Genomic DNA, 16,846 nt, shown 5'->3' with positions numbered 1-16,846 from the left:
CAGTGTGTCAGCCAAAAAATCTGGCACTGGTACTGCGCATTCGCGAGCAAGCCCGCTCCCACATGGGGTCTTCATCGTCTGGAAATCAGGCGTCCGGTCGCAGGATCAGCACGCCCAATGGCGGCAGGTTCAACGACAGCGACAACGGCTGCCCATGCCTGGGCTCCTCCTCCGTAAACGCCCCGCCACCGTTGCCGAAGTTGGAACCGGCATAGGTGTCGGCATCGCTGTTGATCACCTCGCTCCAGCGCCCGGCAAACGGCACGCCGACCTTGTAGGCCTCACGCGGCACCGGCGTGAAGTTGGCCACTACCAGCACCGGCCTGCCGTCCTTGCTCCAGCGCAACCAGGCGTAGACGCTGTTGATCGCGTCATCCCCAATCAACCACTGGAAGCCCTGTGGCGCGTCGTCCTGGTCATGCAGCGCCGGCTCTTCGCGGTACAGACGGTTGAGGTCGCCCACCAGTTTCTGCACGCCCCGGTGTTCGGGGTATTGCAGCAGGTACCAGTCCAGTTGCTGATCGTGGTTCCACTCGCGCCATTGGCCGAACTCGCAGCCCATGAACAGCAGCTTCTTGCCCGGGTGCATCCACATGAAGCTCAGGTATGCCCGCAGGTTGGCAAATTTCTGCCAGCGGTCGCCGGGCATCTTGTCGATCAACGAGTGTTTGCCGTGCACCACTTCATCGTGGGAAATCGGCAGGATAAAACGCTCGGACCAGGCATACACCAGGCCGAAACTCAGCTCGTTGTGGTGATGGGCACGGTACACCGGGTCCTGCTGGATGTAGTGCAGCGAATCGTGCATCCAGCCCATGTTCCACTTGTAGTTGAACCCCAGGCCGCCCTGTTGGGTCGGCTGGCTTACGCCCGGCCATGCGGTGGACTCCTCGGCGATCACCAGCGCGCCGGGGGCCTCAAGGGCAACGACATCGTTGAGGTGGCGCAGGAAGTCGATAGCTTCGAGGTTTTCACGACCACCGTGGCGGTTCGGCACCCATTCACCGGCCTTGCGCGAATAGTCGCGATACAGCATCGACGCCACGGCATCCACCCGCAGGCCGTCGATATGGAAATGCTTAAGCCAGTGCAACGCCGACGCCAGCATGAAGCCATGGACTTCGGTGCGCCCGAGGTTGTAGATCAGAGTGTCCCAATCCTGGTGGAAGCCTTCCAGCGGGTTGGCGTATTCGTACAGCGCGGTGCCGTCGAATTGCGCCAGGCCGTGGGTATCGGTGGGGAAATGCGCCGGCACCCAATCCAGGATCACGCCGATGTCGGCCTGATGGCAGGCGTTGACGAAAAACGCGAAATCCTCCGGCGAGCCGAAACGTGCCGTCGGGGCAAATTGCGACAGCGCCTGATAACCCCACGAGCCGCCGAACGGGTGCTCCATGATCGGCATCAGTTCGATATGGGTGAAGCCCAACTGCTGTACATAAGGGATCAACCGCTCGGTCAGCTCGCGCCAACTGTACTGGCGGGACACCTCGCCGACTTCATCCAGCTCGCACTGCCAGGAACCGGCATGCAACTCGTAGATCGACAAGGGTGCGCTAGGCTTTTGTCGCTCGCTGCGCGATTGCATCCAGTCGTGGTCCTGCCAGTCGACCTGCAGCGGCGAAGCGACCTTGGACGCAGTATCCGGCGGCAGTTGCGTGGCCAGGGCCATGGGGTCGGCCTTGAGCGGCAGAATCCCGTGGGCACCGAGGATTTCATACTTGTAGGCCGCGCCGGGTTGCAGGCGCGGGATGAAAATCTCCCACACCCCGGACGGATGGCGCAGGCGCATCGGATGACGGCGCCCGTCCCAGATATTGAAGTCGCCCACCACCGAGACCCGGCGGGCATTCGGTGCCCATACCGCAAAACGCACGCCCTGGACACCGTCGACGCTGGTCACTTGTGCCCCGAGGCAACTGCTCAGGTCGCGGTGATTGCCTTCGGCAAACAGGTACAGGTCCATCTCCCCCAGCAGCAGTTGCTGGAAGCTGTAAGGGTCTTCGGTGATCTGTTCGCCACCGGCCCACTGGATCTTCAGCAAGTACGCCTGACGGCTGCCGAAATGCCCGACAAACAAGCCCGGCACCTGGGTCGCATCGAGGCTGCCGATGTGCTCGCCGCTGTCGCGAGCCAGGACCTGGACACTCAGTGCTTCCGGCAGGAAGGCACGAATGAACTGGCCGCCCTGCTCGTCGTCATGGGGACCCAGGATCGAGAATGGATCATGGTGCTCGGCCCGCACCAGGGCTTCGATATCAGCAGGCTTGGGCATCACACTCAACTTTTCCTGCAGCGGTTCTTTGCTTGTAAAACTCATGACGTCTCCCCACCGCGTGCAGTTTTCGATATTGGTTTCAACCCGCTGAGCAGCCCGTGCAAACCTTGCAACGGCACCGGCAACCAGCTCGGGCGATTCTCTGCTTCGTAGGCCACTTCGTACGCGGCCTTCTCCAGGCTGAACAACGCCAGCGCTGCGTCCTGGCCTTTGGCATCCTGCCAGTCATGGGCCAGTGTAGTCGTGGCAGCGTGATAGGCCTGGATAAATGCCTGCCTGGCCTCATGCAAGTAGCGATCCGCCACACGTTGCCGGGACGCATTGGCCTCGGGCGACTGGTCGACGCCCTGCACATTCACCGCCATGGCCGCCGCGTAATCAAACGAGCGCAGCACCCCGCTCACATCCTTGTACGGGCTGTGTTTGCCGCGACGTTCAGGCAGCGGCCGCGCCGGTTCGCCCTCGAAGTCGATGAGGTAGGCATCGCCCTTGACCACCAGTACCTGGCCCAGGTGCAGGTCGCCGTGCACGCGAATGCGCAACCCGCCCACCGTGGCTTTCGCCAGGTCCTGAACGTGACTGGCGATGGCCTTTTTCTGCTCCAGTAAAGCACTGACCAACGCCTGATCGGCAGGGTTCAACTTGGTTTGATGCTGTTTGAGCAACTGCAAGGCGTGGTCGATTTGTGCGCCCACGTGCCTGGCCCAGCCCTGGCTGTCCTTGAGGGTTGTGACCTCGGGCTTGAACGCCTTGTTAGTGGTGGGCGCCGCCAGCACCAGGTGCATCTCGCCCAGGCGCTGGCCGAGCAAGCCGGCGAAATCCGCCAGCTCGCCGAGGGCGTTGTAGTGCTGTTCCTGCTCGGACATGGCTTCGGCCAGTTCGTCGCGAATCGCTCGCTCCAGGTTATTCTGGGTCCAGCCCCACGCGTCGCCCTGGTTGCTCAGGTAACCCTGGGCGATCATCAGCAGGTTGTCCTGGCCATCGGCATCGTGGCGGATCACCGAGCCCAACAGCGGCGAGATATGCTCGTAGCCGGCTTCGGTCAGGTAGGCGCCCATTTCCAGTTCCGGGTGAACCCCGGCGCTGACTTTTCGGATCAGCTTGAGCACCAGGCTGCCGCCCACCACCACGGAACTGTTGGACTGCTCCGCCGCGAGGTAGCGCACTTCCGACTCGTCGTTCAATTCCAGTTTGGCCAACTGCGCCGTGGGCTCGAAGCGAATCTCGCCATCGGTGGAGTCCAGGACGGTTTTGGCCTGCAGGCCTTGGATCACGCCGCGGATATAAGTGTCGAGGCTGAAGGCATCGGTCACCAAACCTACCTGACGCACTCGCCGTACACGGGCAAGCGCAAGTTGTTGCGGCAAGGCGCTGGTGAACTGGTCTTCGCCAAGGAAGCCGAACGGCAGCTGATAGCGGCTGACCTGGCCGGCGCTGGTGACTTCGATTTCACTGAGCAGCACCGGATGCTGCGGGTCGCCGAAGCGCACGCCATAAGCGATGTGCACGCTGTCGATTGCCGTATCCTTGCTGGCAAACCAGCGGCGCTTGGGCAGCCACGCCGGCAACGCATTCTGTTCCAGGGTGGTGCGGCACGGTGCTTCGAGCAATTCTTCCATGCGTTTCTTCAGCACCAGGGTGGTGAAGTCCGGGATGCTTTGTGCCGGTTCCACGTGCCAGCTTGGCATCTGGTTTTCCGCCGCCAGCACGAACCAGTAGAAGCCATACGGCGCCAGGGTCAGCAGGAAATTCAGCTGGCCAATGGGCGGGAAGGCATTGCCACCGAGCATCTCCACCGGAACCATGCCGGCAAACGCCGAGAGGTCCAGTTCTGCGGCCTGGGCACTGCGGGACACGTTGGCCACGCACAGGATGATTTCATTCTTGCCATCGGCGCCTGCGTATTCGCGGGTATACGCCAGGATGCGGCGGTTGCTGGGCGAGAGCATTTTCAGGCTGCCGCGACCGAACGCCTTGGACTGTTTACGCACCGCGAGCATGCGCCGCGTCCAGTTCAGCAACGAGTGCGGGTCCTGGGTCTGGGTTTCGACGTTGACCGACTGGTAGCCGTATTGCGGGTCCATGATCGGCGGCAATACCAGGCTGGCCGGGTCGGCGCGGGAGAAGCCGCCGTTGCGGTCGATGGACCATTGCATCGGCGTACGCACGCCGTCGCGGTCACCGAGGTAGATGTTGTCGCCCATGCCGATCTCATCGCCGTAGTACAGGGTCGGCGTGCCCGGCATCGACAGCAGCAGGCTGTTGAGCAGCTCGATGCGCCGGCGGTCGCGTTCCATCAGCGGCGCCAGGCGGCGGCGAATCCCCAGGTTGATACGTGCACGGCGGTCGGCAGCGTAATAGTTCCAGAGGTAGTCGCGCTCTTTGTCGGTGACCATTTCCAGGGTCAGTTCATCGTGGTTGCGCAGGAAGATTGCCCATTGGCAATTGGCCGGGATCTCCGGGGTCTGGCGCAGGATATCGGTGATCGGGAAACGGTCTTCCTGGGCCAGCGCCATGTACATGCGCGGCATCAGCGGGAAGTGGAACGCCATGTGGCACTCATCGCCGTCGTCGCCCTTTTTGTCCCCGAAGTACAGCTGGGTGTCTTCCGGCCATTGGTTGGCTTCGGCCAGGAGCATGCGGTCGGGGTAGTTGGCGTCGATCTCGGCGCGGATCTGCTTGAGCACGTCGTGGGTTTCGGGGAGGTTTTCGTTGTTGGTGCCGTCGCGCTCGATCAGGTACGGAATGGCGTCCAGGCGCAGGCCGTCGATGCCCATGTCGAGCCAGTAGCGCATCACCGACAGGACGGCTTTCATGACCTGTGGGTTATCGAAGTTGAGGTCCGGCTGGTGGGAGTAAAAGCGGTGCCAGAAGTACTGGCCGGCGACTGGGTCCCAGGTCCAGTTGGACTTTTCGGTGTCGAGGAAAATGATCCGGGTGCCGTCGTATTTCTGGTCGTCATCGGACCATACGTAGAAATCCCGCGCCGCCGAGCCGGGCTTGGCCTTGCGGGCGCGCTGGAACCAGGGGTGCTGGTCGGAGGTGTGGTTGATCACCAGCTCGGTGATCACCCGCAGCCCGCGTTTATGGGCTTCGGCGATAAAGCGCTTGGCGTCGGCCATGGTCCCGTAGTCGCTGTGCACACCGCGGTATTCGGCAATGTCGTAGCCATCGTCACGGCGTGGCGAGGGGTAGAACGGTAGTAGCCAGATGGTGTTCACACCAAGGTCGGCGATGTAGTCGAGCTTGGCGATCAGCCCGGGAAAATCACCGATGCCGTCGTTGTTGGAGTCGAAATAGGATTTGACGTGAACCTGATAAATCACCGCGTCTTTGTACCAGAGCGGATCTTTGATAAAGGTGGCAGCCTTGGGTTTCTTCGCCATTGGAAACTCCTGGAAAATTCGTGAGGGCCGCTGATCGTTCCCACGCTCTGCGTGGGAATGCCTGTTGCGACGCTCCGCGTCACGCTTGGGGGACGCAGAGCGTCCGGGGCTGCATTCCCACGCGGAGCGTGGGAACGATCTCAACTTACGGTAATGCGCCAGATGCCGAATGGCTGATGCCACGGTTCGATGCGCATCCACTGGGTCTTGCCGTACCAGGTCCAGCGGTGGCCGGTCATCAGGTCTTCGCCCTGGGTCTGGGCATCGTCCGGCAAGCCCAGCTCCCACAGCGGCAACTCGAAATTGGCCTCCTGGGCGTTGAACGGGTCGAGACTCACGGCCACCAGGATAAAGTTGCTGCCATCCTCGCTGCGTTTGCCGAAGTACAGGATGTTGTCGTTCCACGCGTTGTAGAGTTTGAGCCCCAGGTGCGTCTGCAAGGCCGGGTTCTGCCGGCGGATGCGGTTGAGCTGGGCGATCTCGGCAATGATGTTGCCCGGCGCCGTGAAGTCTCGTGGGCGGATCTCGTACTTCTCCGAGTCCAGGTACTCTTCCTTGCCCGGCACCGGTGCCGCTTCGCACAGTTCAAAACCCGAGTACATGCCCCACAGGCCTGAGCCCATGGTGGCCAACGCGGCGCGGATCAAGAAGCCGGCGCGGCCGGATTCATGCAGGAAGCCGGGGTTGATGTCCGGGGTGTTGACGAAGAAGTTCGGCCGGAAGCACTCGCGCCACGGCGACTCGTTCAGTTCGCTCAGGTACTCGCTCAACTCGGCCTTGGTGTTGCGCCAGGTGAAGTAGGTGTAGCTCTGGGAGTAACCAACCTTGCCCAGGCGCGCCATCATCGCCGGGGTGGTGAAGGCTTCGGCGAGGAAGATCACTTCGGGGTATTTAGAACGCACATCGCTGATCAGCCATTGCCAGAACGGCAGCGGCTTGGTGTGGGGGTTGTCGACGCGAAAGGTCTTCACGCCCTCTTCCACCCAACCGACCACGATGTCGCGCAACTCGACCCACAGGCTGGGAATCGCGTCGGCCGCATAGAAGTCGACGTTGACGATGTCCTGGTATTTCTTCGGCGGGTTCTCGGCGTATTTGATCGTGCCGTCGGGCCGCCAGTTGAACCAGCCCGGATGCTGTTTGAGCCACGGGTGGTCCTGGGAGCACTGGATGGCAAAATCCAGCGCGATTTCCAGTCCATGGTCGGCGGCGGCCTTGACCAGGTTGCGGAAATCCTCACGGGTGCCCAACTGCGAATGGATCGCCTCGTGGCCGCCCTCTTCGCTGCCGATGGCATACGGGCTGCCCGGGTCGTCCGGCCCGGCGGTCAGGGAATTGTTCTTGCCCTTGCGGTGGCTGCGACCGATCGGATGGATCGGCGGGAAGTACAGCACGTCAAAGCCCATGTCGTGGATCATCGACAGCCGTGAGTGCACATCGTTGAATGTGCCATGGCGGGCGGGATCGTCGGTGATCGAGCGGGGAAACAACTCGTACCAGCTGGCAAATTGCGCAGCCTCGCGCTCTACATCAATCGGGTACACCGGGCTGATGCTCAAATAGGCGCGGTGATCGGCCTGGGTCATCAGGTGTGCACTGTCTTCGTGCAGGAACAACGCGACCTGCTCGGTTTCCAGCAAACCGGAGAGTTCGTGGTGCAGCAACATCAAGCGGTCACGCAGCTCATTGTCACTGCGCTCGGCGGCTTGCAAGACCTGACCGCGACCTTCCTGCAACTCCAGGCTGACCGGCACCCCGGCCTCGTGTTTCTTGCTCAGTTCGTAGCGAAAGCTGGCAAACGTGTCGATCCAGGCTTCGATGCAATACTCATGCGGGCCCTGGGCGGTCACGGTGAATGCGCCTTCCCAGCCGTTGTTGCCGACATCGGTCATCACCACGCTGTGCCAGCTTTCTTCACTGCGCGGGCGCCAGCGGATCATCACCGCAAGCTTGTCGTGGCCATCAGCGAACACCTTGCTGGCAACCTGCACGCGCTGGCCAACCACAGCCTTGACGGCGAACTCGCCGCCATCGATCACCGGGGTCGTGCTTTCAATCGCGATCCTTGGCAGCAACAGTGCCTGGGACAGCGGTAATGTGGAGGTTGAATCGTCTTGAGTCAGTGTTTCAGCAGTCATCGAGCATCTCCCCTTAACGCCCAGTGGACGCTCTTGTGCTTGATTCAAATTCTGAAACGACGCCACTCTCCCTGAGTAGGGCCGTCTAGGTTCCGAGCATGCCGACGAGTGAAAAGTTCAGGCGGATATCCCGCCATCGGGCGGGGAATCAAATCCACCACGCGATTGTCCACCGATAGAGCAAAGCACAAAGGAGGCCACACCGATGAATATCCCTATTCCGGCTGAAACGCCTGATCCCAATATAGATAAGCCCACATTACCGCCGACCGAACCCGACCCGGTTCCCGAGCAGGAACCGCCAGGCACACAGCCACCACCGGTGGAGGAACCACCGACGACCATGCCTCCGGTGATTGTCTGAAGAGACCGATCACAGGAAGTAAAAAGCGGAAGCTTCAGGCTTCCGCGTTTACTTGAATCTATAAGCTGCAACTTCATTCACAAAAAATTATAAAGAACTGTCAAAACCGACAGTATCAGCCGAGACGAACGCCGCCCATGATCAAAGTGCGCGACGCGCGAACAACAGAACAATAAAACCTCTCGGAGATACCTCATGAAAAGAACAGCCGCCTACCTGCTGCTTTTCCTTTGCACCTTGACCGCCTGCACCACCGAACCCTCCGGCCCGTTCGATACGGAAATCGCAAGCAAATTAAACAACCGCTACCAGGACACCGCTGCTCAGTGTGCCGATGGCCTGGCCCTGTATCACTGCAATGGGGTGCTTATTCGCGTCACTGACAGCCTCATAGCATCGCCCGGCGAGCTTGAGCGCAATGCCGCCGCATTCTCTTACCTGCGAGCCGACCTGGGTATCAGGAAGCTGTTTGCACGGGACGCTGGCGTAATAATGTCGGCATTGCCCTCCACCGCAGCGGGCCCAATCAGCGTGCGCTGCTCTTTTCCCACCAATGGTGCGACAGGTGACCGCCCGGATGGATGCGGCGAAACTTCCAGGGAGCTGCCAGGCTACCAGCGTGAATGGAGCCGGCACTGCGATGACCAAGGCGTGGTGGATGGCCACACCTGGCTGGCCCACTTCAACAAAGTCAAACCGGCTTATTTTTTTATGTGTGCGTTTCGTGGATCGGTGCAGCAGTTTTCTCTAAGCATCACTGTCAGAAAACTGATGCCGGCAAACTATATTGAAGATTGGAATGAAGTCGTCACCTCAGCCTGGACAGTGTCCGAGATTGATAAAGTCCCCTTCCAGGCTTTCTTCTATAACGCTGCCAACTTGCCAGGAAGAGATGCGGCCAAGAAACTTCAGCGCGAGTATTACGGCTATACGCAGCGCCTGCTTCCGGTGGTTCGTGTTGACTTGCTCGCTCAAGACCAACGCATATTCGCGTATCACAAAGAAGATCAAATCACCATTCCGGTACAGTGATCAGTCCAGCAGGAGCGTGAAGTTGCACACGCCTCGATATCACGCTGTCAGCCCATTCACGCGCGACCTGATGAAAAATACGGCGACTAATTCTTTTCCAATAGCCTGACGATTCTTGGCATCACACTGAACACCGCCAAAGCCAACAACGTGCTGAGTACCGCCGTGGATTCCCGCCCCATTCCCGCCGCCACCCCAATGGCGGCGGTCATCCACAAGCCGGCGGCGGTGGTCAGCCCTTTGACGTGCTGACCCTCTTCGTCTTCCTTGCCCTTGAGGATGGTGCCAGCACCAAGAAAGCCGATACCCGCTATCACGCCCTGCAGCACACGGCTCATGGCGTCTGCCTGGGAGCCGGACATGCTCGGCACCAACACGAACAGCGCGGCGCCCAGGGCCACGAGCATGTGGGTGCGTACCCCGGCGGCCTTGCCTTTCTGTTCGCGCTCGTAACCCAGGATCCCGCCCAATATCGCGGCAATCAGCAGCCGAACGGTGATTTGCGTGAGTTGCCGGGCATCGCCGATATCGGCAAATTCCGCTTGCAGGGTTACCCAGACTTCATGCCACCAGGCGTCCATGGACGTTTCCTTGTTGGGGGTCGATAGAACATGGACAGCATCGACCGTCAGTCAGTTGCGCAGAACCATTGCCTGCGCATCCCACCCTAATCAGTAATAGCCCACAAAAAGGAGATCGATATGCCCGTACGTATCGAAGGTCAGCAATGTTTCTTCACCGTCGATGTGGACGGCCACGAGAAACAACTGGAAGCCACCCATGTCACGGTCGAAACCGACAGCGAGAAATCCATGTCGTTCGTGAAGCTGAACGGTGACCGCACCTATATCACCGAAGCCGAAGCCGACGCATTGACCGTAGCGGGTGCCAAAGACGGCCGTAAGCACTTGAAAGCTACCGACGGTGATTCGGTGATTTGATTGACCTGGATCAGCCCCGCCTCAAAAGCGCTGCACCCCGCGCACCACCGGGTGCAGCACATTGTCGCAGGCATGCACGGGCGGCCCATCTGATCCGCTTTTTATCGCCATACCTGAGTCTGTTATGCAAACAGAGCGCCGGTCATAGTTCATCTGCCTGATGGAGGCTGATGAGCGAAAGACCATGAGCGATAGAATCCCCGTCCGAACCGTAGAAGTGTTAGAGCCTGCACATCCAAAGAAGATGAAGGCCAAATCCAGCGACCACCTGATTCACACCCGCAGTTTTACCGGCCTGTTCCGTACCTTGCGCGTGGCCGGCGCAGGCTTTCTGTTCATGGCATTTTTCGGCACCGTGTGGCTGAACTGGGGCGGACGGCAGGCGGTGTTATGGGACCTGGCTGAAAGCAAATTCCACATCTTCGGTGCCACGTTCTGGCCCCAGGATTTCATCCTACTGTCGGCGCTGTTGATCATCTGCGCGTTCGGCCTGTTCGCCATTACCGTATTCGCAGGGCGTGTGTGGTGTGGCTATACCTGCCCGCAAAGCTCGTTTACCTGGTTGTTCATGTGGTGCGAAAAGGTCACTGAAGGCGAGCGAAACCAACGCATCAAGCTGCAAGCTGCGCCCTGGAGCCTGGACAAGCTGGCGCGGCGCTCGGCCAAGCACACGCTGTGGCTGGGGATCAGCGTGCTGACCGGGCTGACATTTGTCGGCTACTTCACGCCGATCCGGCCGCTGGCCGAGGAGCTGCTGACCTGGCAGATGGGTGGCGTAAGCCTGTTCTGGGTGCTGTTCTTTACCGGCGCCACCTACATCAACGCCGGCTGGCTACGTGAAGCGGTGTGCATGCACATGTGCCCGTATGCACGGTTCCAGAGTGTGATGTTCGACAAGGACACCCTGACCATTTCCTACGACGTAGCCCGCGGCGAGAACCGTGGCCCGCGCAAACGAGACGTGCAACCGGCGGACGTCGGCCTGGGTGATTGCATCGACTGCCAGCTGTGCGTGCAGGTATGCCCCACCGGCATCGACATCCGTGACGGCCTGCAAATGGAATGCATCGGCTGCGCCGCGTGTATCGATGCCTGTGATTCGATCATGGATAAAATGGGCTATGCCCGCGGCCTGGTCAGCTACACCTCGGAGCATCAGTTGCAAGGTGGCAAGACCCATCTGCTCAGGCCACGCCTGATCGGCTACAGTGCCGTGCTGCTGGTGATGATCGGCGCGCTGGTGGTGGCGCTGGTGGAACGCCCGATGGTGTCGCTGGACGTGACCAAGGACCGGGGGATGTTCCGCGAGAACAGTGACGGCTTGATCGAGAACATCTACAGCCTCAAAGTCATCAACAAGACCCAGCAGCGCCAGGATTACCGCCTGGAGCTGATGGACGGCGACGGCTTCCAGCTGCAGGGCAAGACCGAGATCAGCCTGGCACCAGGTGAGATTACCGATGTGCCGGTGTCGGTGGCGATGACCGCAGAGAAGCCAGCCAGCAGTTCGCAGACGATCCGCTTCAAGGTCTCGGATGTGGATGAGCCGTGGATTTACAGCGCGGCGGACAGCCGGTTTGTGGCGCCATTGAATCGCTGAGCCCAAGCTTTCAGCAACACTGGAGATCAAATGTGGGAGCGGGCTTGCTCGCGAAAGCGGTGTGCCAGTCAATGGATACATCAACTGAAAGATTGCTTTCGCGAGCAAGCCCGCTCCCACCGTTTGATCTGTGTTCAATCAGCAAAATCTGTTCAAAGCACTGAGCCCCAATGAAACGCTACGAAAAATTCGCCGACGACATCGCAGAACTGATCCGCTCCGGCGTGCTCGGGCCCGGCCAGCGCGTGCCTTCGGTGCGTTATGCCAGCCAGACCTACGGTGTCAGCCCGTCCACGGTGTTCCAGGCCTACTACCTGCTGGAGCGACGCGGGCTGATCCGCGCCCGGCCGCGCTCCGGGTACTTCGTCAACACCCATGCGCCCAGCCCGTTTTCCGAGCCGGTGGTGAGTGCCCATGTGCACGAGTCCACCGAGGTGGACGTCAGCGAATTGGTGTTCTCGGTGCTCGATTCCATCAAGGACCCGCAAACCGTGCCCTTCGGCTCGGCCTTCCCCAGCCCGACGCTGTTCCCGCTGCAACGCCTGGCCCGTTCCCTGGCCAGCGCCAGCCGGGAAATGGACCCGCGCATGGTGGTCACCGACATGTCGCCGGGCAACCCGCAACTGCGCCGGCAAATTGCCTTGCGCTACATGGTGGGCGGGCTGATGCTGCCCATGGAAGAACTGTTGATCACCAACGGCGCCCTTGAAGCACTGAACCTGTGCCTGCAAGCCGTGACCGAGCCGGGCGACCTGGTGGCCATCGAAGCACCGGCGTTCTACGCCAGCCTGCAAATCCTCGAGCGCCTGAAACTCAAGGCGGTGGAAATCCCCGTACACCCGCGCGATGGCATCGACCTCAAGGTGCTGGCGCAAAGCCTGGAGCGCTACCCGATCAAGGCCTGCTGGTGCATGACCAGTTTCCAGAACCCGATGGGCGCAACCATGCCCGAGGCCCGGAAACAGGAACTGGTGGAGTTACTGCGCAGCCACCAGGTGCCGCTGATCGAAGACGACGTGTACGCCGAGTTGTACTACGGTCAACAGGCGCCCAAACCGGCGAAGGCGTTCGACACAGAAGGCCTGGTGATGCATTGCGGCTCGTTCGCCAAGAGCCTGGCTCCGGGCTACCGCATCGGCTGGGTCGCCGCCGGACGTTATGCGCAGAAGATCGAGCGGCTGAAATTGATGACGTCGCTGTGTGCCTCGATGCCCGCCCAGGCGGCGATTGCCGATTACCTGCAACACGGCGGGTACGACCGGCACCTGCGTAAATTGCGTTACGCGCTGGAAGAACAGCAAAGCGCCATGCTCGCCGCCATCGCGCGCTATTTCCCGGCGCAGACACGGGTCAGCCAGCCTGCCGGCGGCTACTTCCTGTGGCTGGAATTGCCGGAACAAACCGACTCGTTGAAGTTGTTCCAGATGGCGCTGGCCCAGGGCATCAGCATCGCACCGGGACCGATCTTCTCGCCGACACAGCGCTTCAGGAACTGCATTCGCTTGAACTACGGCAGCCCGTGGGATGAGTCGTGTGAGAAGGCGATGGAGACGCTGGGGAAGATTGTGCGGTCGTTTTAACCTACGGATGGGAACCGTAGCCGGGCTAAGAACCACACAGGAGTGCGCTATTTCTTACGATAGAAAGAGCGCATTCACTTGGTTCACATCAGAGATGCCTTATGACTATTTCTTCAGCTGCCGGCCTGCGACCCCTTCCCGTTCCTCCCCACTATATGCGTGCCGCAGAGCAGCAACAGGTGCGCGAAATGACAGGCGCTACCGGGCGCCCCGCGGGAGATCATCGATCAAGTGACCAGATTACCGAACAAAGCCCTGTGCTGAAGAACTTCCTGGATAACCGCGACCACTACGAAGTGAGCGATGACCTGAAGCGCCAGGTGGGTGACTGGAGCGCGGCCAACCAAGACCCGGACTCTCGCGCCGACGCCACCTACAACCTGGATAAGGTACTGCGATTTATCGACAATGTGGACGATCTCAAATTAAGCGCCAGCCATAGCCGCAACGGTGTCCTGGACGGTTTTTCGAATCACGGCTACGCCATTCATCCAGACTCGGAGGCCAGCCTGCTCAAGGCGTTTTCCCTCAGGGGCTATGAAGCGCTGCGCGGCGCCTGATACCTGGGCTGTGGCGAGCGGCGTGCCCCTCGCCACAGGCGGTACAAAACTACCGACCGCCCGCCAGGTCAAGAAAGGTTCCCGTCGCATAGGACGCCTTGTCCGAGAGCAGCCAGATAATCCCTTCCGCGACTTCCTCTGCACGCCCGCCACGGGCCATGGGGATGCCCGGTTCAAGCTTGCTGACCCGATCCGGGTCGCCGCTCAGGGCGTGGAAGTCGGTGAAAATAAACCCGGGACGCACGCCATTGACCCGGATCCCCTCGCCCGCCACTTCCTTGGAGAGCCCGAGAGTGAAGGTATCCAGCGCGCCCTTGGACGCGGCGTAATCCACATACTCCCCCGGCGAGCCCAACCGCGCGGCGGCCGATGAAACGTTGACGATGCTGCCGCCCTGCCCGCCATGCTTGGGCGACATGCGCAGCAGCGCATGCTTGGCACACAGGATCGGCCCCAACACATTGGTCCTGAGGGTCTTCAGAATGCGGAACTCGGACATCTCATCGACCCGCGACTTGTGCCCGACGGTACCTGCGTTGTTGACCAGTGCCGTCACCCGGCCCAGTTCGGTATCGACCCGGTGGAACAGGCCAATCACTTCGTCTTCGATGCTGACATCAGCCCGCACGGCAATCGCTTGGGCGCCGAGGGCACGCACTTGCTCAAGTACGCGGTGGGCGGCGTCTTCATCGGCCTGGTAATTGATACAGATGCGATAGCCCTGGGCGGCGGCCAGCAGCGCCGTGGCGGCGCCGATCCCACGACTGCCACCGGTGATGACGACGACTTTGTCCATGTGTAAGGTCTCCTGGTTCAACGTGAGCTGATGGATCCAATACTACCTGCGCCCTGCAGGTTTTGCATGGGCTCACATCACCGAATGCACACTCACCACCTGCTCGGCGCGCTGGATGTCGGCCATGAAACCCTCGGCCGGCAACGGATGCCCCAGCAGATACCCCTGAAGCGAATCGCAGCCCAGCCGGGTGAGGAAGCTCTGCTGTGAGTCGGTCTCTACACCCTCGGCCACAATGCGCAGGCCCAGGGCCTGACCGAGGGCGACGATGGCCGAGACGATAGCGGCGTCGTCGCTGTCGTGCTCCAGGTCACGCACGAAGCCCCGGTCGATCTTCAACTCATTGGCCGGCAGGCGCTTGAGGTACATCAGGCTCGAATAGCCGGTACCGAAGTCGTCGATGGACAGGTCGACGCCCATGTCCGAAAGCTTCTGCAACACCGTCATGCTCGCGTCGGCATCGCTCATGGCGGTGGTTTCGGTGATTTCCAGGGTCAGGCTGTTGGCTGGCAAGCGGTGGCGTTCCAGGGCAGCGGCGACACTCTTGACCAGCCCGGCGTGGCAGAACTGCAACGCCGACAGGTTCACGGCAATGCGCCAGTCGTGATAGCCCTGGGCATACCACACCTGCATCTGGCGGCAGGCTTCGTTGAGTACCCATTCGCCGATGGGGATGATCAGCCCGGTCTTTTCCGCCAGCTCGATAAACTTGTCCGGCAACAACAGGCCTTGTTGCGGGTGCTCCCAGCGCAGCAGCGCCTCGGCACCGACCGGGCGGCCGCTGATGGCGTCGAACTTGGGCTGGTAATAAAGCCGGAACTGCTCGTGCTCCACGGCATTGCGCAAGTCCTGCAGCAGTTGCAGTTGCTTGCGCGCATTGGTGTTCATCGACACGTCGAAAAAGCTGTAGCCGTTCTTGCCCATGCCCTTGGCGTGATACATCGCCGCGTCGGCGTTCATCAGCAGTTCCTGGGGCGTGGCGCCGTTGCCGGGGAACAGTGCGATGCCGATGCTGGCGGAGATTTTCAGCTCATGCTCGGCGACGTGGAAGGCCTGGTTGATCATGCCCACCTGGCGCTCGGCCAGGCGTAACGCATCGTCGGGCTGGCCCAATTGCACCAGCAATACAAACTCGTCACCGCCGATGCGGGCCAGGGTGTCCTGGCTGCGCAAGTCTTCGCGCAGGCGCAGGCCGACTTGCTGCAACAGCTGGTCGCCCATGTGGTGACCAAAAGCGTCATTCACCGGCTTGAAGCCGTCCAGGTCGATAAACATCAGCGCGAAGCAGCCGCCCTCTTCGTTCACCCGCTGTATCGCCTGCTGGATCCGGTCGGCGAGCAGGGTGCGATTGGGCAAGCCGGTGAGCATGTCGTGCAGGGCCAGGTGGGTGAGTTCCTGGTTGGCCTGGGTCAGGGAGTCGGCCAACACCGCGGTGCGGGCTTCCAGGCGGGCGTCGGCCAGGGAGGTCAGCAGCGCGATGATCAACACTGCCAGGGTGGTAACCAGCACCAGGTTATCCAGGCCCTTGCCACTCAAGCCGTCCAGGGCCGCGCCGCAGAAGCTGCCATCGGCGAAACGCGCGGCGGCCATGCCGGTGTAGTGCATGCCGACAATCGCCACGCCCATCACCATCGCCGCCCCGCCTCGGGCCAACCGCACATACGGCGTGTTGCGCCGCAGGTTGAAGGCAATCCACAACGCCGCCGCCGACGCACCCACGGCAATCAGCAACGAGGCGGTGAACAGCGTGGGGTCGTAGTCGATGCCGGGGGTCATGCGCATGGCGGCCATGCCAGTGTAGTGCATGGCGCTGATGCCGGCGCCCATGATCAATGCGCCAAATGCCAGTTGCCACGCCGGCAAACGCGGCTGGCTCACCAGCCACAAGGCAAAACCGCTGGACAGGATCGCGATCAACAACGACAGCGCCGTGATGCCGACGTCATAGCCGAGGCTGATGGGCAGGCGGAAGGCGAGCATGCCGATAAAGTGCATCGACCAGATCCCCACGCCCATCGCCAGCGCGCCGCCGCCCATCCACAGGTACACCGCGCGGCCCCTGGCAGTGGCGATGCGGCCGGTCAGGTCCAACGCCGTATAGGATGCGAGGATCGCGACGAACAGGGAAATCAGGACCAGGGCGGGGGAATAACTACCGGTGAGCATGGGAC

The 16,846-nt window shown here is 61.1% G+C and carries 11 protein-coding genes; 5 read left to right on the top strand and 6 right to left on the bottom strand.

Annotation, left to right across the window (positions count from 1 at the left end; translation table 11 throughout):
- Positions 1-85: 85 nt before the first annotated feature.
- The 3 genes from glgB to C0058_RS14550 all read right to left on the bottom strand — a co-directional run bounded on the left by glgB (position 86) and on the right by C0058_RS14550 (position 7,802).
- Positions 86-2,320 (bottom strand): 1,4-alpha-glucan branching protein GlgB, encoded by a 2,235-nt coding sequence (glgB, locus tag C0058_RS14560; RefSeq protein WP_003207521.1) that lies wholly within the window; start codon positions 2,318-2,320, stop codon positions 86-88.
- Positions 2,317-5,664, bottom strand: a complete 3,348-nt coding sequence (gene treS / locus C0058_RS14555) for a maltose alpha-D-glucosyltransferase (RefSeq protein ID WP_008435160.1) — start codon at positions 5,662-5,664, stop codon at positions 2,317-2,319. Before treS ends, glgB begins: the two co-directional genes overlap by 4 nt.
- Positions 5,665-5,804: 140 nt before the next feature.
- A complete protein-coding gene (locus C0058_RS14550; RefSeq protein WP_102368885.1) occupies positions 5,805-7,802 on the bottom strand; it encodes an alpha-1,4-glucan--maltose-1-phosphate maltosyltransferase in 1,998 nt (665 codons plus the stop codon).
- Positions 7,803-8,361: 559 nt separating this feature from the next.
- Between C0058_RS14550 and C0058_RS14545 the strand changes: the two genes are divergently transcribed.
- Complete coding sequence (locus tag C0058_RS14545; RefSeq protein ID WP_102368884.1) at positions 8,362-9,198, top strand: hypothetical protein; 837 nt, start codon at positions 8,362-8,364, stop codon at positions 9,196-9,198.
- A gap of 86 nt (positions 9,199-9,284) precedes the next feature.
- Here C0058_RS14545 and C0058_RS14540 read toward each other — a convergent pair whose 3' ends face one another.
- The gene (locus C0058_RS14540; protein ID WP_087692384.1) at positions 9,285-9,779 is read right to left on the bottom strand and encodes an MgtC/SapB family protein; all 495 of its coding nucleotides are present in this window, start codon (positions 9,777-9,779) and stop codon (positions 9,285-9,287) included.
- A gap of 120 nt (positions 9,780-9,899) precedes the next feature.
- Here C0058_RS14540 and C0058_RS14535 point away from each other — a divergent pair, with 120 nt between their 5' ends.
- The 4 genes from C0058_RS14535 (at position 9,900) to C0058_RS14520 (ending at position 13,879) form a co-directional block, all read left to right on the top strand.
- A complete protein-coding gene (locus tag C0058_RS14535) occupies positions 9,900-10,139 on the top strand; it encodes a DUF3203 family protein (protein WP_003207514.1) in 240 nt (79 codons plus the stop codon).
- 184 nt (positions 10,140-10,323) lie between these two features.
- On the top strand, positions 10,324-11,739 hold the full coding sequence (ccoG, locus tag C0058_RS14530; protein WP_102368883.1) for a cytochrome c oxidase accessory protein CcoG: 1,416 nt from the start codon (positions 10,324-10,326) through the stop codon (positions 11,737-11,739).
- A 170-nt stretch (positions 11,740-11,909) separates the two neighbouring features.
- Entirely contained in the window at positions 11,910-13,319 is a 1,410-nt protein-coding gene (mapR, locus tag C0058_RS14525; RefSeq protein ID WP_003207510.1) for a GntR family transcriptional regulator MpaR, read from the top strand.
- Between the two features lie 188 nt (positions 13,320-13,507).
- Positions 13,508-13,879, top strand: a complete 372-nt coding sequence (locus C0058_RS14520) for a hypothetical protein (protein WP_008435173.1) — start codon at positions 13,508-13,510, stop codon at positions 13,877-13,879.
- Positions 13,880-13,928: 49 nt separating this feature from the next.
- Here the strand turns inward: C0058_RS14520 and C0058_RS14515 are convergent, their stop codons facing one another.
- Together C0058_RS14515 and C0058_RS14510 are read right to left on the bottom strand one after the other, a co-directional pair.
- Positions 13,929-14,675 (bottom strand): SDR family oxidoreductase, encoded by a 747-nt coding sequence (locus C0058_RS14515; RefSeq protein ID WP_008435175.1) that lies wholly within the window; start codon positions 14,673-14,675, stop codon positions 13,929-13,931.
- A gap of 72 nt (positions 14,676-14,747) precedes the next feature.
- Positions 14,748-16,841, bottom strand: a complete 2,094-nt coding sequence (locus tag C0058_RS14510; protein WP_003207505.1) for a bifunctional diguanylate cyclase/phosphodiesterase — start codon at positions 16,839-16,841, stop codon at positions 14,748-14,750.
- Between the last annotated feature and the right edge of the window lie 5 nt (positions 16,842-16,846).

This window comes from Pseudomonas sp. NC02 (genome assembly GCF_002874965.1).
Classification (GTDB): domain Bacteria; phylum Pseudomonadota; class Gammaproteobacteria; order Pseudomonadales; family Pseudomonadaceae; genus Aquipseudomonas.
This window is presented reverse-complemented; position numbering and strand designations above follow the sequence as displayed.

What these genes read in the sequence shown, in the direction of transcription:
- glgB (WP_003207521.1), bottom strand. Translation starts at nt 2,320, where the DNA reads ATGAGTTTTACAAGCAAAGAACCGCTGCAGGAAAAGTTGAGTGTGATG.
- treS (WP_008435160.1), bottom strand. Translation starts at nt 5,664, where the DNA reads ATGGCGAAGAAACCCAAGGCTGCCACCTTTATCAAAGATCCGCTCTGG.
- C0058_RS14550 (WP_102368885.1), bottom strand. Translation starts at nt 7,802, where the DNA reads ATGACTGCTGAAACACTGACTCAAGACGATTCAACCTCCACATTACCG.
- C0058_RS14545 (WP_102368884.1), top strand. Translation starts at nt 8,362, where the DNA reads ATGAAAAGAACAGCCGCCTACCTGCTGCTTTTCCTTTGCACCTTGACC.
- C0058_RS14540 (WP_087692384.1), bottom strand. Translation starts at nt 9,779, where the DNA reads ATGGACGCCTGGTGGCATGAAGTCTGGGTAACCCTGCAAGCGGAATTT.
- C0058_RS14535 (WP_003207514.1), top strand. Translation starts at nt 9,900, where the DNA reads ATGCCCGTACGTATCGAAGGTCAGCAATGTTTCTTCACCGTCGATGTG.
- ccoG (WP_102368883.1), top strand. Translation starts at nt 10,324, where the DNA reads ATGAGCGATAGAATCCCCGTCCGAACCGTAGAAGTGTTAGAGCCTGCA.
- mapR (WP_003207510.1), top strand. Translation starts at nt 11,910, where the DNA reads ATGAAACGCTACGAAAAATTCGCCGACGACATCGCAGAACTGATCCGC.
- C0058_RS14520 (WP_008435173.1), top strand. Translation starts at nt 13,508, where the DNA reads ATGACAGGCGCTACCGGGCGCCCCGCGGGAGATCATCGATCAAGTGAC.
- C0058_RS14515 (WP_008435175.1), bottom strand. Translation starts at nt 14,675, where the DNA reads ATGGACAAAGTCGTCGTCATCACCGGTGGCAGTCGTGGGATCGGCGCC.
- C0058_RS14510 (WP_003207505.1), bottom strand. Translation starts at nt 16,841, where the DNA reads ATGCTCACCGGTAGTTATTCCCCCGCCCTGGTCCTGATTTCCCTGTTC.